Annotated in this window: 12 protein-coding genes and 1 pseudogene; 3 read left to right on the top strand and 10 right to left on the bottom strand. The window is 62.8% G+C overall.

Annotated features, from left to right (window positions below; genetic code table 11):
- Window positions 1-27: 27 nt before the first annotated feature.
- From BMY84_RS30430 to BMY84_RS14195, 7 genes and pseudogenes are all read right to left on the bottom strand, one after another.
- Window positions 28-1266: pseudogene (locus tag BMY84_RS30430) on the bottom strand (XrtA/PEP-CTERM system-associated ATPase); the annotation flags it as partial.
- 23 nt (window positions 1267-1289) lie between these two features.
- Entirely contained in the window at window positions 1290-2885 is a 1596-nt protein-coding gene (locus BMY84_RS14220) for a hypothetical protein (RefSeq protein WP_093084701.1), read from the bottom strand.
- Entirely contained in the window at window positions 2882-3832 is a 951-nt protein-coding gene (locus tag BMY84_RS14215; RefSeq protein WP_093084923.1) for a P-loop NTPase, read from the bottom strand. The genes BMY84_RS14220 and BMY84_RS14215 overlap by 4 nt, the downstream gene beginning before the upstream one ends.
- 14 nt (window positions 3833-3846) lie before the next feature.
- Complete coding sequence (locus BMY84_RS14210) at window positions 3847-5367, bottom strand: XrtA system polysaccharide chain length determinant (protein ID WP_093084699.1); 1521 nt, start codon at window positions 5365-5367, stop codon at window positions 3847-3849.
- Window positions 5368-5369: 2 nt separating this feature from the next.
- A complete protein-coding gene (locus tag BMY84_RS14205; protein WP_093084697.1) occupies window positions 5370-6014 on the bottom strand; it encodes an XrtA/PEP-CTERM system exopolysaccharide export protein in 645 nt (214 codons plus the stop codon).
- A 132-nt stretch (window positions 6015-6146) separates the two neighbouring features.
- A complete protein-coding gene (locus BMY84_RS14200) occupies window positions 6147-7379 on the bottom strand; it encodes a pyridoxal-dependent decarboxylase, exosortase A system-associated (RefSeq protein ID WP_093084696.1) in 1233 nt (410 codons plus the stop codon).
- A complete protein-coding gene (locus BMY84_RS14195; RefSeq protein WP_093084695.1) occupies window positions 7376-8887 on the bottom strand; it encodes an acyl-CoA ligase (AMP-forming), exosortase A system-associated in 1512 nt (503 codons plus the stop codon). The genes BMY84_RS14200 and BMY84_RS14195 overlap by 4 nt, the downstream gene beginning before the upstream one ends.
- Before the next feature lie 97 nt (window positions 8888-8984).
- On the opposite strand from BMY84_RS14195, the gene BMY84_RS14190 reads away from it, so the two are divergent.
- Both BMY84_RS14190 and BMY84_RS14185 read left to right on the top strand, forming a co-directional pair.
- The gene (locus tag BMY84_RS14190) at window positions 8985-9995 is read left to right on the top strand and encodes a GNAT family N-acetyltransferase (protein ID WP_093084693.1); all 1011 of its coding nucleotides are present in this window, start codon (window positions 8985-8987) and stop codon (window positions 9993-9995) included.
- Window positions 9996-10023: 28 nt separating this feature from the next.
- Window positions 10024-10314 carry an acyl carrier protein gene (locus BMY84_RS14185; protein WP_093084692.1) on the top strand — a complete coding sequence of 97 codons (291 nt, stop codon included), beginning with the start codon at window positions 10024-10026 and terminating at the stop codon, window positions 10312-10314.
- A 55-nt stretch (window positions 10315-10369) separates the two neighbouring features.
- Here the strand turns inward: BMY84_RS14185 and BMY84_RS14180 are convergent, their stop codons facing one another.
- The 3 genes from BMY84_RS14180 to trxB are packed head-to-tail and all read right to left on the bottom strand — an operon-like array spanning window position 10370 to window position 12801.
- Window positions 10370-11203, bottom strand: a complete 834-nt coding sequence (locus BMY84_RS14180) for a TIGR04222 domain-containing membrane protein (protein WP_093084691.1) — start codon at window positions 11201-11203, stop codon at window positions 10370-10372.
- Complete coding sequence (locus BMY84_RS14175) at window positions 11184-11783, bottom strand: glycine-rich domain-containing protein (protein WP_093084690.1); 600 nt, start codon at window positions 11781-11783, stop codon at window positions 11184-11186. The genes BMY84_RS14180 and BMY84_RS14175 overlap by 20 nt, the downstream gene beginning before the upstream one ends.
- A 55-nt stretch (window positions 11784-11838) precedes the next feature.
- Entirely contained in the window at window positions 11839-12801 is a 963-nt protein-coding gene (trxB, locus tag BMY84_RS14170; protein WP_093084688.1) for a thioredoxin-disulfide reductase, read from the bottom strand.
- A 611-nt stretch (window positions 12802-13412) separates the two neighbouring features.
- On the opposite strand from trxB, the gene BMY84_RS14165 reads away from it, so the two are divergent.
- Window positions 13413-14870, top strand: a complete 1458-nt coding sequence (locus BMY84_RS14165; protein ID WP_093084687.1) for a hypothetical protein — start codon at window positions 13413-13415, stop codon at window positions 14868-14870.
- The last annotated feature ends 141 nt before the right edge of the window (window positions 14871-15011 follow it).

Raw genomic sequence — 15011 nt, 5'->3', positions numbered from 1 at the left:
AATCGGGCGCAGGAAGGCGGGGCGGGTTGCTTCGGGTTCCGGCTCTTCCACCGTATCAGCAACAGCGAAAGCGACAGCTTCTTCGGTTTCTTCCGTTTCTTCGATTTCGGCCTCGACAGGCTCTTCCGCCTCTTCCGCCTCTTCCGCTTCCGGTTCGAACGCGGCAATTTCCGTCTCCGGCTCGACGCTCTCCATCATGGGAACTTCGTCGACCAGTTCGATTTCGTCCTCCAACCGATCGACGTCAGCCACCGCGAAGGGCGCTTCTTCTACCAGATCGACCTCGGCAGCTGCGAAGGCCGGCTCCTCCTCCGGTTCAGCGACGGAGACAGCTTCTTCCGGCTCGATCGGATCAGCGATCGAAACAGGTTCCTCCTCAATCACGTCCTCTTCCGGCGCATCCCATTCCTCGACCGTATCGAGGGTGGAGGCGACCACCGGTTCGGGTGCGACATCGACGTCCAGACCCATGTCGGCGACGACCGCGCCGACCACATCCTCATCGATCAGATGCAGTTGCTCGATCGCGCCGAGCAGCAGCACGCGGCTCACCAGCGCGTTCAGCCGGCGCGGCACGCCACCCGTCGCGGCGTAGAGCGCCGAGAAGGCCGCCGGGGTGAAGGCCGGATTGCCGTTCCAGCCGGCGATGCTCAGCCGATGCAGCACATAGGGTTCGACCTCCTGCGCCATCATCGGTTCCAGATGATGGGTGGCGATCACGCGCTGGCGCAACTGTTCCAGTTCCGGCGAGCGGATGAGATCGCGAAACTCCGGCTGGCCCAGCAGGAAAATCTGAAGCAGCGATTGCCCGCCCAACTGGAAGTTGGACAGCATCCGCAATTCCTCGACCGCCGAAACCGGGAGGTTCTGCGCCTCGTCCACGATCAGCAGCGTGCGACGCCCTGCCCGTGCCTGCGCGTAGAGGAAGCCTTCCACCTGATGCAGGATCGCTGCCTTGCTCTGGCCATCGGTCGCCAGGCCGAAGCTCTGCGCGGCGAGGCGCAGCATGTCGTCGCCCTCCACCTGCGTCGACACGATCTTGACCGCGGTCAGGCGGGCCGGATCGATCGTCTGCATCAGATGGCCGACCAGGGTGGTCTTGCCTGCGCCGATGTCGCCGGTGATGACGATGAAGCCTTCCCCCTGCGCCAGCCCATAGCCGAGATAGGACAGCGCCTTGCGGTGCGTCGCGCTCTCGAAATAATAATGCGGGTCGGGCGTCAGTTGGAACGGGCGGCCCTGCAAACCGTAGAATTGATCGTACATCTCTTCGTCTCCCAGGCGACCCGTCAGAAGCTGTAGCGCAGGCCGACCTGCCCCATGCCGCTGATGATGGTGTCGATATCGTCCGCCTGTACGCCGTCCAAACCAAGAGAGACGGAACCCGACAGACGACGGGTCAAACTTTTATAATAGCTGCTGAACGCACCATAGTTGAGTACGTCGGGCCGCCCACCACTGGCATTATAATAGTTGATATAGGTCACCAGATCGATGCTGTCGCGATCGCTGACCGCATAGGTGACTGATCCGTTGCCGTACCAGTTTTCATCCCGCGACCCACGGATCAGCACCGTCTGCCCTTCAGGCGTGATGAACTTGCGCTGCGAATAGCCTGCGCCAAGGCCAAAGCCCCAGGGGCCACGCCGCCGCGAATATTGCGCCGACACGCCGCGATAGCGGAAATTGGCATCGGTGATGCCCGCCAGCGCATCGTTGAAGCACTGACCGCCCCCGGTGGTGGAGAAAGCGCAACCGGTGATATCGCCGGTGAAGGGATTGCGCGCGACGTCGAAGCTGCTGCCCGACAACGCCGCCACATCGGCGCTGATCATGCGGCCGAAACTGTCGATGCCGTCGAACACGATCAGCGCGAAACTGCTGTCATGGCCCTGCCAGACGAAGCTGCCCTGATAGGTCATGCCGCCATAGCGCTCGCCCACCCGCGCCTGAAGCGAGGTGCGGTGATTGGGCCGCCACAAAACGCCGACATCCCAGATGATATCGTCGAAATTATAGATCAGCGCGCGCGGCGAGCTTTTGTCGGTGACATAGCGACCGTTGCGGATCAGCGGCGTGCCATCTTCGTCCAGAACGGGCGAGCGCTGGCTGATCTTGATTTCTTCATAGCCGACACCGCCGACCAGTGCGACGGTCTGCGTCACCGGCACGGTCGCGTCGACACGGCCCCAGGCATCCTCGAACCGCTGGTCGAGCTGGCTGGCATCTTCCCGGTCATAGCCCGCACTGGCCGTCAGCCCCACGCCCGGCAGCACCGTGTCCGGCGAAAAGCCGATCGATCCGGTCAGGCTATGGGTCCAGCTATCGGCGAAGGAGCCGTTATATTGGGCATTGCCGTCATTCAGGTTCGTGCCGTCATCGACCCGCGCATAGCCGAGGCGATAAGAGGCGTTGACGTTGAAGTCGCCCAGTTGCGTCGTATAGGCCGGGCCGACATAGCCGGACCAGACCTGGCTGGTATAGGTATCGCGCTGCGTCGCCGCGCCCGACAGGCCATCGGTGCGCACGCGCGTTGCCAGCCCGCCGCTCTGGATAGACAGGCCCCGTGCGACATTGACCGTGGCATGGCCCACGCCGGTCAGCACATCCTGATCGGTCGCCGGTCCCCAGCCGAAGCTGTGATTATATTGCAGGTCGACCGCCGCTTCGACGCGGCGGGTCTTCACCTCAGCCGTGACGCCAGCGGTGACATTGGTATAGGTCAGCACATCGCCATCACCCTTGATCGGGCCAGCTACGACCTGATCAATGCCGATATAGGGCGTGACGCTGGTGCGCTTTTCCGTGCCCGACTGGGCAAGCGCGGGCGTAGCGACAGCCAGCGCGGCGAGCGACGCGCCCGCTAACATCTGCCGGACGGTCATGACTGGTTATCCCCCTTGGCATAATAGCTGCCGAACCGGCGGCCACCGCCCCTGAAGCGGACTGCGTTCAACAGAAGCTGAACCTGCGCCCCGCCCTTGAGCATGCCCGCCGCATCACGCAGCGCGCTTTCGGTCGTCTTGTCGGCGCGTACCACCAGCAGCGCGATGGCCGCATGGCTGGCCAGCTCGGCGGCCGGCGAAGCCGCCAGCAAGGGCGGCGAATCGAAGATCAGGATGCGGTCCGGGCGGCCGTCGGTCAGACGGCGCAGCAATTGTTCGGTCCGGGCGGACGCCAGATATTCGGTGTCATTGTTGCTGCGCTGCCCGGCGGGCAGGACAGACAATGAGGGGATATCCGTGCGGATAACGCAGTCCTCGATCGTGATCATCGGATCGGCGAGTGCATCCATCAGGCCGGGGCCCGCCTCCAGACCCAGCTTGGCGGGAATGCCCGGCTTGCCGAAATCGGCATCGACCAGCAGGATTTCCCTGTCCTTTTCCGCCGCCAGGCTGAGCGCCAGATTGATAGCGCAGAAGCTCTTGCCCTCGCCGCTATGGGCGGAGCAGACGAGAATGCGATTGCCGCGCTTGTTATCGCGAAGCTGGCTCAGCAGGTCACGCTTGAGCAGGCGAAACTCCTCGCTCATCGCCGTCACCGGACCATCCGGGCGGATGAAACCCGCTTCGCTTAGCGCGATCCGATCGATCGGCTGCTTCGGCCCGGTCCAGTCGGGCGCGCGATAAGCGGGCGGCACGATCGGTGCAGCCGGCGTCATAGGCGCCTGCATGGCGGGCGCGGCAGCGATCGGCGCGGGCGCAGGCGGCAGGTCCGCAGGCACATCGACGGCAGGCGCGGCACGCCCGCGCAGCGCGGCGTTGAAATCATAGATTTCGGTGGCCCGCTCGATCAGCGATCCCCGACCCTTGATGGGGGTATGCTGGTTCATCTTGTCCGGATCCTTCACGCCATACCACGCTGGACAAATTCAACGACGATCAGCAGCAGGCAGACGGCGGCCAGACCACCGCTTGCCCCCGCAAACCATTTCATGCGCTGCCGGTCGATCGCGACCTGCGCCGCGCTGACCGTCTGGCTGATCGATCCGGCGACCGGCAGGCCGATCGCCTTTTCCAGCCGCGCGGCAGTCGGGAACGTGCCCTTGAGCTGTCCCAGAGCGAAGGCGACACCGACACCCGCGCCGATCCCCACGATCAGCACGCCCAGCAGCAGCAGCGGCCGGTTGGGCGCGGAGGGCGCCGTCGGGGTGCTGGGCGGCTGGATGACGCGGAACTGGACGGAGCCAGTTTCGGTCTTCACGTCGCCACGCAGACGGATTTCCTCGCGATCGGCCGCCAGCTTGTCATATTGCGCCTTGAGCGCGGCATAGTCGCTTTCGATCTTTTCCTGTTCCGACGCGACGCCCGGCTCGTTCACCTGCTTGGACATCATGGTGTTGAGGTCGCCCTGCAACTGCGCCTTGCGCGTGCTGAGCGCCTGCACCGTGGCGGCGCGGTCGGCCTGCATCGACTTGATCGACAGATAGGCGGGATTGGGCGTGCTGCCAGCCGCAGCCGCGCTGCCGCCACCCGCCTTGCGCAGGGCATCGACCTCACGCTGGGCAGCGATCACATCGGGATGGCTGGCGGTCCAGCCGCGCGCGCGCATGGACGCCAGGTTCGATTGCGCCTGCGCCAGCGGCGACACGCCGCCCGTTGCGGTCGTGCCCGGCAGGGTTGCCGGCGTACCGGCCAACTGGCCGTTCATCGCGCTGAGCGCGCTTTGCGCCTGCACAAGCTGCGAATCGATGTTGCTGATTTCCGCGCGGGCCGCGTCCATGCGCTGACTGATCGACCCGGCACCGGGTAGCAGGCCGATATAGCGCTGGGCGAATTCGACACGGCGCTGGTCGGCCGCCTCCAGTTGCTTGCCGCGTGCGGCAATCTGCTGGTCGAGGAAGGCCAGGCTCTGCTTGGTCTGGTTGCGGTCGCCCGACAGATTTTCTTCCTGGAAGATGTCGATCAGCTTCTGCACCACCTGCTGGGCGATGCGCGCATTGGCCCCGTCCGACAGGCTGGAATCGGCGGAGATGGCGCTGATGTCGATCATGCTGGGATCGGCCTGCGCCATGACGGTGATATTCTCACGCAGCTTGGTGATCTTCGCGGCGATATCGCGCGGACCGGACACCGACTGGGACAGGTCGGTGTCGCGCACCACCTTTTCCAGATTCTCGGCGCTGGCCAGCGTGCTGCGCACCCGGTCCAGATCCTGCTGGGACTGGACCTGGGTGATGCCGATCTTGTCCTCCAGCAGCGACTGGGTGTTCACATAGACCCGCGCCTTGGACTGATAGCTGTTGGGGATGAGCGCCACGCCCAGCCAGCCCAGCATGCAGACGCCCCAGGCCACGCCCAGCGCGATCCAGCGGCGGCTCCATATGCCATGGAGGAGGACAAGCAGTTCGTCGTAAAGGCCCGCCATGATCAGAACATGCTTTCCGGAATGATGATGACGTCACCGGGCGCGAGCTGCACATTGGCGCGCGTATCGCCCTTCTTGAGCAGGTCGGTGAGGCGGACCTGATATTCCTTCTGCTTACCGGTCGCCTTGTCGAAACGGATGAGGCGCGCGCGGTTGCCCGCCGCATATTCGGACAGGCCACCGACGGAGATCATCGCGTCGAGCAGGGTCATGTTCGCGCGATAGGGAATGGAGGCGGGCTTTTCGGTCGCGCCGACAATCCGCACCTGCTGGCTGTAGGTGCCGTTGAAATTGTTGACGATGACCGACACCAGCGGATTTTCGATATATTGCGTCAGCGCCAGCTTGATATCCTCGGCCAGCATCTTGGGCGTCTTGCCCACGGCCGGCATGTCGGTGATCAGCGGCGTGGTGATGCGGCCATCCGGGCGCACCTGTACCTTCGCCCCCAGTTCGGGGTTACGCCACACGAAGATGGTCAGGTCATCGAGCGGGCCGATGACATATTCCTCGCCCGGCCCTTCCTGCGTCGACACGAAGGAGGCCGGCGGCAATTGCGGTCCTGACGGCGCCGTGGCGCAGCCCGACAGGGCGACCGCAGGCAGCGACGCACCGATCAGAAGTCTGGAAACCGACATGAAACGCATAGTCCAACCCCTTTGAAGAGCCGTGCGCAACGGGCCGCCGCAAAAGGGAACGGTCGCCTGCCAGCACATGGCTTTGGGCTTCTTGTGCCGCCAAAGGGTAAAGATACCGTTAGGAGTTAAATAGTGCACAAATCAGCCAAGTAAAAGTTCGCGAGGACTTGGATGCCCTAGAAATGCGGAAGGACTAGCCGACGCGCCATAAGCCCCCGCCAGAAAGATCGCGACCAGATCGCCTTCCTGCACAGGTGGCAACGCCACCTTGTCGCCCAGACGGTCGATCGGAGTGCACAGGCACCCTACCACCGTCACCGGATCGGGCACAGGCGACGCGCCGAAGCGATTGGCGATCGCGATCGGATAGTTGCGGCGGACGACGGTGCCGAAATTGCCGCTGGCCGCCAATTGATGATGCAGGCCGCCATCGACCACGACGAAGATTTCGCCCTGACTGGTCTTCACATCGACGACGCGGGTCAGATAGACACCCGCCTCCCCCACCAGCCAGCGCCCCAGTTCGATCGCGAATTCGCTGGTTTTGAGAATATCGGGCAAACTGTTCATTTCGCTGTCCAGCGCCACGCCGATCGGCCGGATATCGAGTCGTTCGTCGCCGGGGAAATAGGCGAGGCCAAAGCCGCCGCCCAGATTGACCAGCGGCGGCGCCGTGCCGATTTGATCCGACAATCGCGCTGCCAGAGCGATCGTCGCCGATTGCGTTGCGATGATCGCCGCGGGATCGAGATTCTGGCTGCCCGCGAAGATATGCCAGCCCCGCCAGTCCGCCCCGGCATCGATCATCGCCCGCGCCAGCGCACCCGCCCGATCGGCGTCGACGCCAAAGGGCTTGGCACCGCCGCCCATCTTCATTCCCGATCCCTTCAGATCGAAATCCGGGTTTACCCGCACAGCCAGACGCGGCGTCTTGCCGACCTTTTCCGCTGCGGCGAGCGCGCGGCGCCCTTCCCCCTCCGATTCCAGATGGATGGTGGCGCCCGCGAAGATCGCGGCCTCCAGTTCGTCATTGCGCTTGCCCGGCCCGGCGAAGCTGATGTGGTCGGGTGCCATCCCGGCGCCGAGCGCCATGTCCAGTTCGCCACCCGACGCGATATCGAAACCGTCGATCAGCCCCGCCATCCGCGCCAGCAACGGCGCATAGGGATTGGCCTTCACCGCATAATGGAGGTGCAGCGCATCGGGCATGGCACTCCGGAAACGACGCACCTGCGCGCCGACGATATCCATGTCATAGACGAAAAGCGGCGTATCGCCCGCTTCATCCACCAGACTGGCCGCACCGCAACCGCCGATCAGCAACATGCCCTCTTCCGCTGCGAACCAGGCCGGGATCGGTCCCATCGACTTCATGCGCCATAGTCCTTTGCCAGTGCGACCCGGTCGATCTTGCCATTGGGGTTACGGGGAAATTCCGACACTATGACCATGTCCCTGGGCTGCATGAAGTTGGGCAGTTCCTGTTTGAGATGAATGGTGACCTTATCCGTGATGGTCGGATCGGCAGAGCGAAGCAGCAGGCGTACCGCTTGCCCCAGCCGATCATCCTTTACGCCCAGCGCGACCGCTTCGGCCACGCCCGGTATGGCGACGGCCGCCTCCTCAATCTCGGTCGGGCTGATGCGATTGCCGGCGGACTTGATCATGGCGTCGTCGCGACCAACGAAATAGAGCAGACCCTCGGCATCGCGCCGCACCGTATCGCCGGACCAGACCGCCATGCCGCCATAGCGCGATGCGGCTGGCGCGGGCTTGAAACGCTCCGCCGTGCGCGCGGGATCGCGCCAATAGCCCTGCGCCACCAGCGGGCCGCAATGAACCAGTTCCCCCGGCTCACCCGCATCCGTCAGGCTGCCATCGGGGCGAACCACCAATATTTCCGCGAAGGGAATGGCCCGGCCCATCGAGTCGGGATGGCTGTCGACCAATGCGGGCGGCAGGTAGGTCGAGCGGAACGCCTCGGTCAGCCCGTACATCGGGTAAAGATCGGCCTGGGGGAACAGCGCGCGCAGCTTTGCTACCAGTGGGCGAGTCAAGGCGCCGCCGCTGTTGGTCAGGCGCCGCAGCTTCCCCGCAACCTCCGCCGGCCAGTCCAGTTCGGCCAGTTGCACCCAGAGCGGCGGCACCCCCGCCAGCGTCGTGATGTCGCGCCGATCGACCAGCTTCAGCACGTCGCGCGGCGTCAGATAGTCGAGCGGATAGACGCATCCACCGGCATACCAGGTGGAAAGCAGTTGATTCTGCCCATAGTCGAAGCTGAAGGGCAGGACGCAGGCGGTGCGATCCTCTTCCGTCAAATGGAGATAATCCGCCACCGCCACCGCGCCGAGCCACAAATTGGCATGGGTCAGCACAACCCCCTTGGGGCGACCGGTCGATCCGCTGGTATAGAGGATCGCCGCCAGATCATTCGGGGCGGCGGTGGAGGGGCCGATCGCGGGACCGCCACTCATGGCGCAGGCGGCGTCATCCTCCCGATGGAGTTGGCATGAAGCGGGCACATCACCGGGTTGCAGGCTGTCGAGTCGCGCGCCCGTGGCAATGAGCAGTGCCGCGCCGCTATCCGCCAGAATATGGGCGACCTGAGCATGTTTGAGCAGCGGATTGACGGGCACATGGACGAGGCCGGCGCGCGGCGCGGCCAGCGGCATGAGCGCGGCGACCGGCCCCTTGGCGATCCAGCTTGCGACCCGCGCGCCCGGCTCCAGCCCGAATCCGGCGAGCCAGCCCGCCAGTCGCCCCAGCGTCTCTTCCAGTTCCGCATAGGCATAGCTGCCCGATCGGCCATCCAGCGCCGGACGGGCCGGATCGCCACGCAGCAACAGATGATCTATCGGTTGCACCGGCGCGCCATCGATCATGGGGAAATAGTTAGTCACAAACGCTTAACTCCATATCGATGTTTTTATCCTATGCGGGGCCAAGGCCAACAAAGTGACTGAGGGCGGAGATAGTCGGTTGCGGGCGACAAGGGAATATCACAGCCTCGATCAGGCAAGGCAGGCGGTTGCCGGCCGGCTGGATAGTGCGCGCGTGCCCGGCCTGTTCGACCGTTTCGACTGGTTCTCGTCACTGCATCATCATTGTTTTCCCGACATGCCCGTCCGTATCCTTCATGGGCAAGAAGACGGTCGGGAAGGCTGGCTGTTCCTTCTGTCCCCTGCCCCGCGCCGGGCGAGCGCGATCGCCAACTGGTATAGTTTCAGATGGGCGCCGGTCTTCCTTGGCGCGCCGGACGCGGCCGTGCAGCAAAAGCTGACCGAAGCGATGGCCCGCCAGTTGCTGAAAAGTCATGCTCAGATCGACCTCTATCCACTTGAAGAGACGGGGCCGCTTGTCAGCGTGCTCCGGCAGGCGGGCTGGTTCACTGTACAACGGCCGATGGGCGGGCGCTATCTGCTGGATGTCAATGGTCGCAGCTTCGCCGATTATTGGGCAGAGCGCCCCGGCAAGCTGCGCAATCTGGTTCGTCGCAAGGGGCGCAACAGTCCCTATACTCTGTCGATCGAAAGCAGGCTGACCGATGCGCTGTGGCGGGATTATATCGATGTCCATTCGCGGAGCTGGAAGCAGGCGGAGCCGGACGCAGGCCTCGATTTCCTGCGCGATCTGGCCGAGCGGGAAAGCGCGGCGGGGACTTTGCGGCTGGGTTTTGCCCGTATCGATGGGCAAGCGGTGGCGACGCAATATTGGACGGTCGAGCATGGCGTCGCGCTGATCCACAAGCTGAGCCATGACAGCGCGCATGATGGCGGATCGCCTGGCACGCTGCTGAGCCATCGCATGTTCGAGCAGGCGATCGATCAGGACCGGGTCAGCCGGATCGACTATGGCACCGGCGACAATGGCTATAAGCGGGACTGGATGGAGAGGCGCATTGCACTGCACCGGATCGACGCCTTCAATCCGCGTTACCTGTCCAGTTGGTTGCCGGCGGCGCGGACGGCCATTTCCGCGCTTGTAGGTTAGCGCGCGAACCACTAGTTAGGCGACCGTTATGCAGGCGCAAAATTCTCAGCCGGTCGACCGGACACTCGATGTAGACAGCATGATGCGGGCCTTGCTGCGCGACGTGCTCGGCCTGACGCAGGATCGGGTCGACGCCTTCGACGCGGACACGCCCCTTTTCGGTGCGCTGCCGGAACTGGATTCCATGGCGGTCGCCGGTTTGCTGACCGAGATCGAGGATCGTTTCGACATCCTGATCGACGATGAGGATATTGACGGCGACACGTTCGAGACGTTCGGATCGCTGGTCGCCTTTGCACAGGCCAAGGTCGGCGGCTGATTTTTGCTTTCCGTGATTTCCGAGCCGTGAAATGTTCCATTTCACTCGAAATCACTTAGTCGCCCCCGCCTCCGCACCCACCACATCCTCCCCCGCCGCAACCGCCATCCGACGATGAGTCGCTGCTGCTGCTCCCGCCATCATTGCTGCTGGCGCGGCGCAAGTCATGATAGTCGGACCAGTAGGAGCCGATGAGGACCGTCGTGCCGAACAGGGCGACGGCCAGCGGAATTTCGTCCGACACCGCCGCGCGCCGTAATCGGTCCGCGCTGCTGCGTGCATCCTCCAGCGCGGCGATGCCGGCCCAGGTGCGCCGGTCGACCGATGCGAAGCGGATGATCGCGAAGATGAAGGTCAGCACCAGCAGGACCGTGAGGAAACCGACGGGGCGGTCGCGCATCGTGCCGACTTCCCATTTGATCGCGCCGAACAACAGCAGTGCCGCGAAAGGCAGGGTCTGCCAGAGGCGGAGCAGCAGCACCTTGTCTTCATCGATCAGCAGATGCCGCCGCACCAGATCGCGACGGATCGGTTCGGCATAGTCGATGGCGGCGCGTTCGATCGCGCTCCATCCGACCTCTCCCGGCAGGGCGAGGACGTGCATCTCCGCTGCGGTTCGCCCCTGACCTGCGCCTTTCGACATCAACTTGTGTCGGCCCGACAGGGTCAGCAGGTCCGATGTCAGCAGGCGGGCGACCAGCGTGTCGACATAGCGGGTCGGGCCGCCGGACAGATAGGCGAGATGATCCGCGTCGAAAGACTGACCCGCGCGCCCGTCCGAACGCAGCCGGTGCGGGATGCGGAAGGCGGCGATCGTCGCCAGCAGCAGCAGGACGATATAGAGCAGCAGGAACGGGCCACCGGTCAGGTCAAAGGGATTCAAGGGCATAGGACACCATCTTTCCAATCGACAGGAGGATCAGGACGAGAATGGGGAGAAGCAGGGCCATGCGGCGCAACAGGTGGCGGGGCAGGATCAGCGCGTCGGCCGGATGGACGCGGCGGGCGCGCGGATCGTGGAGCAACCGGCGGGCGGCATCGGGCCAGATGTCGGCGGGGGGCGCTTCCCCGAAAATCTGTTCGTAGCGGCGCAGGGTGCGGGCATATTGGTCGAAGAAGCGCCCCTGCTCCGCCGGACCGCCACGGGTCGGTTCATGATGGAGGGGGCGGCCCAATATTGTCGGGCAGAAGCGGTCCCAATAATCGCGGCTATAGGTCAGATGAAGGTGCCAGGCCTGATCGACCGCATCGGATGGCGTGGCCTGATCAGGGCCGGTGACCGCGAGGAAACAGAAGCGGCGATATTCCTCGACCACCCGCCGGGCATGATCGAGCGTCCAGCCATTTTCCCGCGCCAGTCGCGCTTCGAAGGGAAAATCTGCGTCCTCCGGGCCAATCCTATAAGAGGATATCCTGTCCCAGAGAGCTTGGTCCTGCGGCGGACCGCTTAGACGAAATGCGCCTTGCATCTATATTCTCTACTATCATGATAGAGAACGCGATGCAAGGCGCTGAAGGAGAAGCTTAGGCCTCGACCAGTTCCTCGAAATCGGCTTCCGCCAGGAATTTTTCGACGTCCAGCGCGGCCATGCAGCCCATGCCGGCGGCGGTGACGGCCTGGCGATAGATTTTGTCGGTCACGTCGCCCGCCGCGAAGACGCCGGGGATGGCGGTGCGGGTCGTGCCCTTTTCCACCACGATATAACCTTCGTCGAGCGGCAGCTTGCCTTCGAACAATTCGGTCGCGGGGTGATGGCCGATCGCGACGAAGCCGCCGTCGGTGGCCACATGCGACTTTTCGCCGGTCACGGTGTCGGTCAGGTCGACGCCGACCAGCCCTTCGGGCGTGCCGCCGCTGACGAACTTGTCGACGGCCTTGTTCCACAGCACCTTGATATTCGGATGGGCATGAAGGCGGGCCTGCAAGATCTTTTCCGCGCGCAGCGAATCGCGGCGGTGGATCAGCGTCACGTCATGGCTGTGGTTGGTGAGGTAGAGCGCTTCCTCGACCGCGGTGTTGCCGCCGCCGATCACCACGACCTTCTTGCCGCGATAGAAGAAGCCGTCGCAGGTGGCGCAGGCGGACACGCCCTTGCCCTGCAAATGCTCCTCACCCTCGACGCCCAGCCATTTGGCCTGCGCGCCGGTGCAGATGACCAAAGTGTCGGCGACATAAAGGGTGCCACCGTCGCCGCGCAGGCGGAAGGGGCGTTCGGAGAGATCGATGTCGACGATCTGGTCATACATCATCTGCGCGCCGACATGTTCGGCCTGCGCCTGCATCTGTTCCATCAACCAGGGGCCCTGGATCACATCCTTGAAGCCGGGATAATTTTCGACGTCGGTGGTGATGGTGAGCTGGCCGCCCGGCTGCATCCCCTGCACCACGATCGGCGCGAGGCCCGCGCGCGCGCCGTAAATGGCGGCGGACAAGCCGGCCGGGCCGGAGCCGAGGATCAACATGCGGGTGGAATGGGTGGCGGTCATGTCAGGCTTTCAAACTGCGATTCGGTGGGCGACAGAGATAGGCGGCGACGGCGCGGGCGCAAGCGAAGGATTTGCTTGGGACGCCCCAAGCGCCACTGCGATGGGGGGATTGCGGTCATAGTGACGCGCCACCAGGGTCACGGGCCGGAAGTTCACAGTGTCGATGCGCGCCATTTACGGGGTTTTGCACCTGCAAAGCGGCAGGCAAGCGCCCGCGACGCGACAGCCGGGTCATACCGGCGCACCGGGAACGCGCCGATCGGGTCACAGCACCGCGCCGGTGACGCGCCTTGCAGGTCACGGGTCGGCGGCCCGGTTGTGGGGCCGAGGGTGCGAGCATGGAGGTGAGGCGCCGGGGTTTCATCTGGCAGGATAGATCAGAGATTATCCTACATTGGTAGGGGGATGTTTTTTGGGAGGGGGGATGACGGCGGCGATTGTTTGAGAGGACTGGAAATGGCCGATTTTGGACCGGCAGCTTTCGGGCTCTGTGAGCACCGAACAGACGTGCCACCTGCGGAACTTCGCCTAAAGCGATAAGGTTGTTTTCGTTGCCGATACGTATGCCGTAATTATTGGAACGTGCCGTTCCAGCCGTGATATGATCCGCCATGGCCATCTTAAAATCTGAAGGAGTATCGCCCACTGAGCGGCTATTGGCGGAATTGTGCGACCGCACCTTTTTGCGCCTTTGGAGTTATCCTAATCCGTGCCGCGACGATGGAAAAGAACTGTGCGACCTGCTCGTCGTCTTTCAGAATGATGTTCTGATTTTCTTCGACCGAGAAAATCGGAGATTCGACCAAAATCCAGAAGACGTTAATCTGGCTTGGAAACGCTGGCGCAAGGAAGTCATCGACAAGCAGGTTGCCACCGCCCACGGCGCGGAGAGGTACATTCGTTCCGGGCGATCGATCTATCTAGATCCTCAGAAGAAACAGCCATTTCCTATTCCTATCGATCCAGGCCAGGTGAGGTGTCATAAGATCGTTGTTGCGCATGGCGTGAAAGAGGCTTGCAAGCGAGCTTCTTCGGCAAACGTTTCGGGTAGCTTGGCGATCTCCTACGAGGAGAAAGGCGAGCGGTTAGATCACCCATTTTTCGTGCAGGTTGATCGGAACCATCCCGTCCACATTCTCGATATCGAGAATTTGGAAATCGCCCTGACCGAACTCGATACGATCTTCGATTTCACGGCTTATCTGGATGCAAAACTTGGAGCGATTCAGCGTCACGCCCTATCGTATTGCGGGGAGGAAGATGTCATCGCGCACTACTTCCTCAATTTTGACGAGAAGAAAAACCGCCATATGATCGGTACACTCGACGCGTTCGATACGGTTCATATCGGTGAAGGCGAGTGGTTCGACTTTGAGCGCAGCGAGCCATATGCGCGACGGAAAGCGGCAAACCAAACTTCGTATTTCTGGGATCGCTTGCTACAGATCACGTCCAACAACGCGCTCAAGGGTGTGCTTGGCGGAAACAGCAAGCCTTTCCACGGCAAGAGCGCCTTGCATTTCATGGCCATGGAGCCGCGTTTTTCTCGGCGGGGCCTTTCGGACTTCATGCTGAAGTCGATAAGAAACTTCCCAGAATCTGATGCGCCAGTGGTTCGTAATGTCTCGCTAATGCCCTCATTCTACGAAGGCATGGTGTACGTGTTCCTTCAACTCAAAGCTTCAGATGATCTCCGAAACTCAGAGACCTATCGGGAGGTACGTTCCGGCATGCTTGAGATAGCGTGTGGGGCTGCAAAGCTCAGAATGCCGACTATCAAGAGAGTGATCGGCATTGCGACTGACGCGCCGAAGTTTGCGGGCAAAACAAATTCCGAAGATTTGCTTTTGATGGAATTTGAGGACTGGAACGCAGAGCGACAGGCCTACTACCAGGAGGCTAACGAGGAACTGAGATTTTTCCGGACACCGCAAATGCAGGCGAGCAGACAGACGATCTCGGAGTTTCCGAGGGCGACTGCGAAACCCAAAGCACGCGCCAAAGTGGGAAGAAACGAACTATGCGTCTGTGGCTCTGTACCCATCCGGCGAAGCCCGCCTTGCCGATGAGGTGAGCGAGCGGTCTTAAGTGCGCTCTTAAGAGTGCGCTTAGGAGCGGTCGATGGGTCAGATCACGGTGTTTTCCGGGCCGGAGCGGCGTCGCCGTTGGAACGACGAGGAACGGCAGGAGATCCTGAGCGAGGCCTTCGC

It is taken from the genome of Sphingobium sp. AP50 (genome assembly GCF_900109095.1).
Lineage (GTDB): Bacteria > Pseudomonadota > Alphaproteobacteria > Sphingomonadales > Sphingomonadaceae > Sphingobium.
This window is presented reverse-complemented; position numbering and strand designations above follow the sequence as displayed.

Bases quoted from the DNA above. Each gene is read 5' to 3' on its own strand.
- BMY84_RS14220 (WP_093084701.1), bottom strand. From the start codon at position 2,885: ATGACCGTCCGGCAGATGTTAGCGGGCGCGTCGCTCGCCGCGCTGGCT.
- BMY84_RS14215 (WP_093084923.1), bottom strand. From the start codon at position 3,832: ATGAACCAGCATACCCCCATCAAGGGTCGGGGATCGCTGATCGAGCGG.
- BMY84_RS14210 (WP_093084699.1), bottom strand. From the start codon at position 5,367: ATGGCGGGCCTTTACGACGAACTGCTTGTCCTCCTCCATGGCATATGG.
- BMY84_RS14205 (WP_093084697.1), bottom strand. From the start codon at position 6,014: ATGCGTTTCATGTCGGTTTCCAGACTTCTGATCGGTGCGTCGCTGCCT.
- BMY84_RS14200 (WP_093084696.1), bottom strand. From the start codon at position 7,379: ATGAAGTCGATGGGACCGATCCCGGCCTGGTTCGCAGCGGAAGAGGGC.
- BMY84_RS14195 (WP_093084695.1), bottom strand. From the start codon at position 8,887: ATGATCGATGGCGCGCCGGTGCAACCGATAGATCATCTGTTGCTGCGT.
- BMY84_RS14185 (WP_093084692.1), top strand. From the start codon at position 10,024: ATGCAGGCGCAAAATTCTCAGCCGGTCGACCGGACACTCGATGTAGAC.
- BMY84_RS14180 (WP_093084691.1), bottom strand. From the start codon at position 11,203: ATGCCCTTGAATCCCTTTGACCTGACCGGTGGCCCGTTCCTGCTGCTC.
- BMY84_RS14175 (WP_093084690.1), bottom strand. From the start codon at position 11,783: ATGCAAGGCGCATTTCGTCTAAGCGGTCCGCCGCAGGACCAAGCTCTC.
- trxB (WP_093084688.1), bottom strand. From the start codon at position 12,801: ATGACCGCCACCCATTCCACCCGCATGTTGATCCTCGGCTCCGGCCCG.
- BMY84_RS14165 (WP_093084687.1), top strand. From the start codon at position 13,413: ATGGCCATCTTAAAATCTGAAGGAGTATCGCCCACTGAGCGGCTATTG.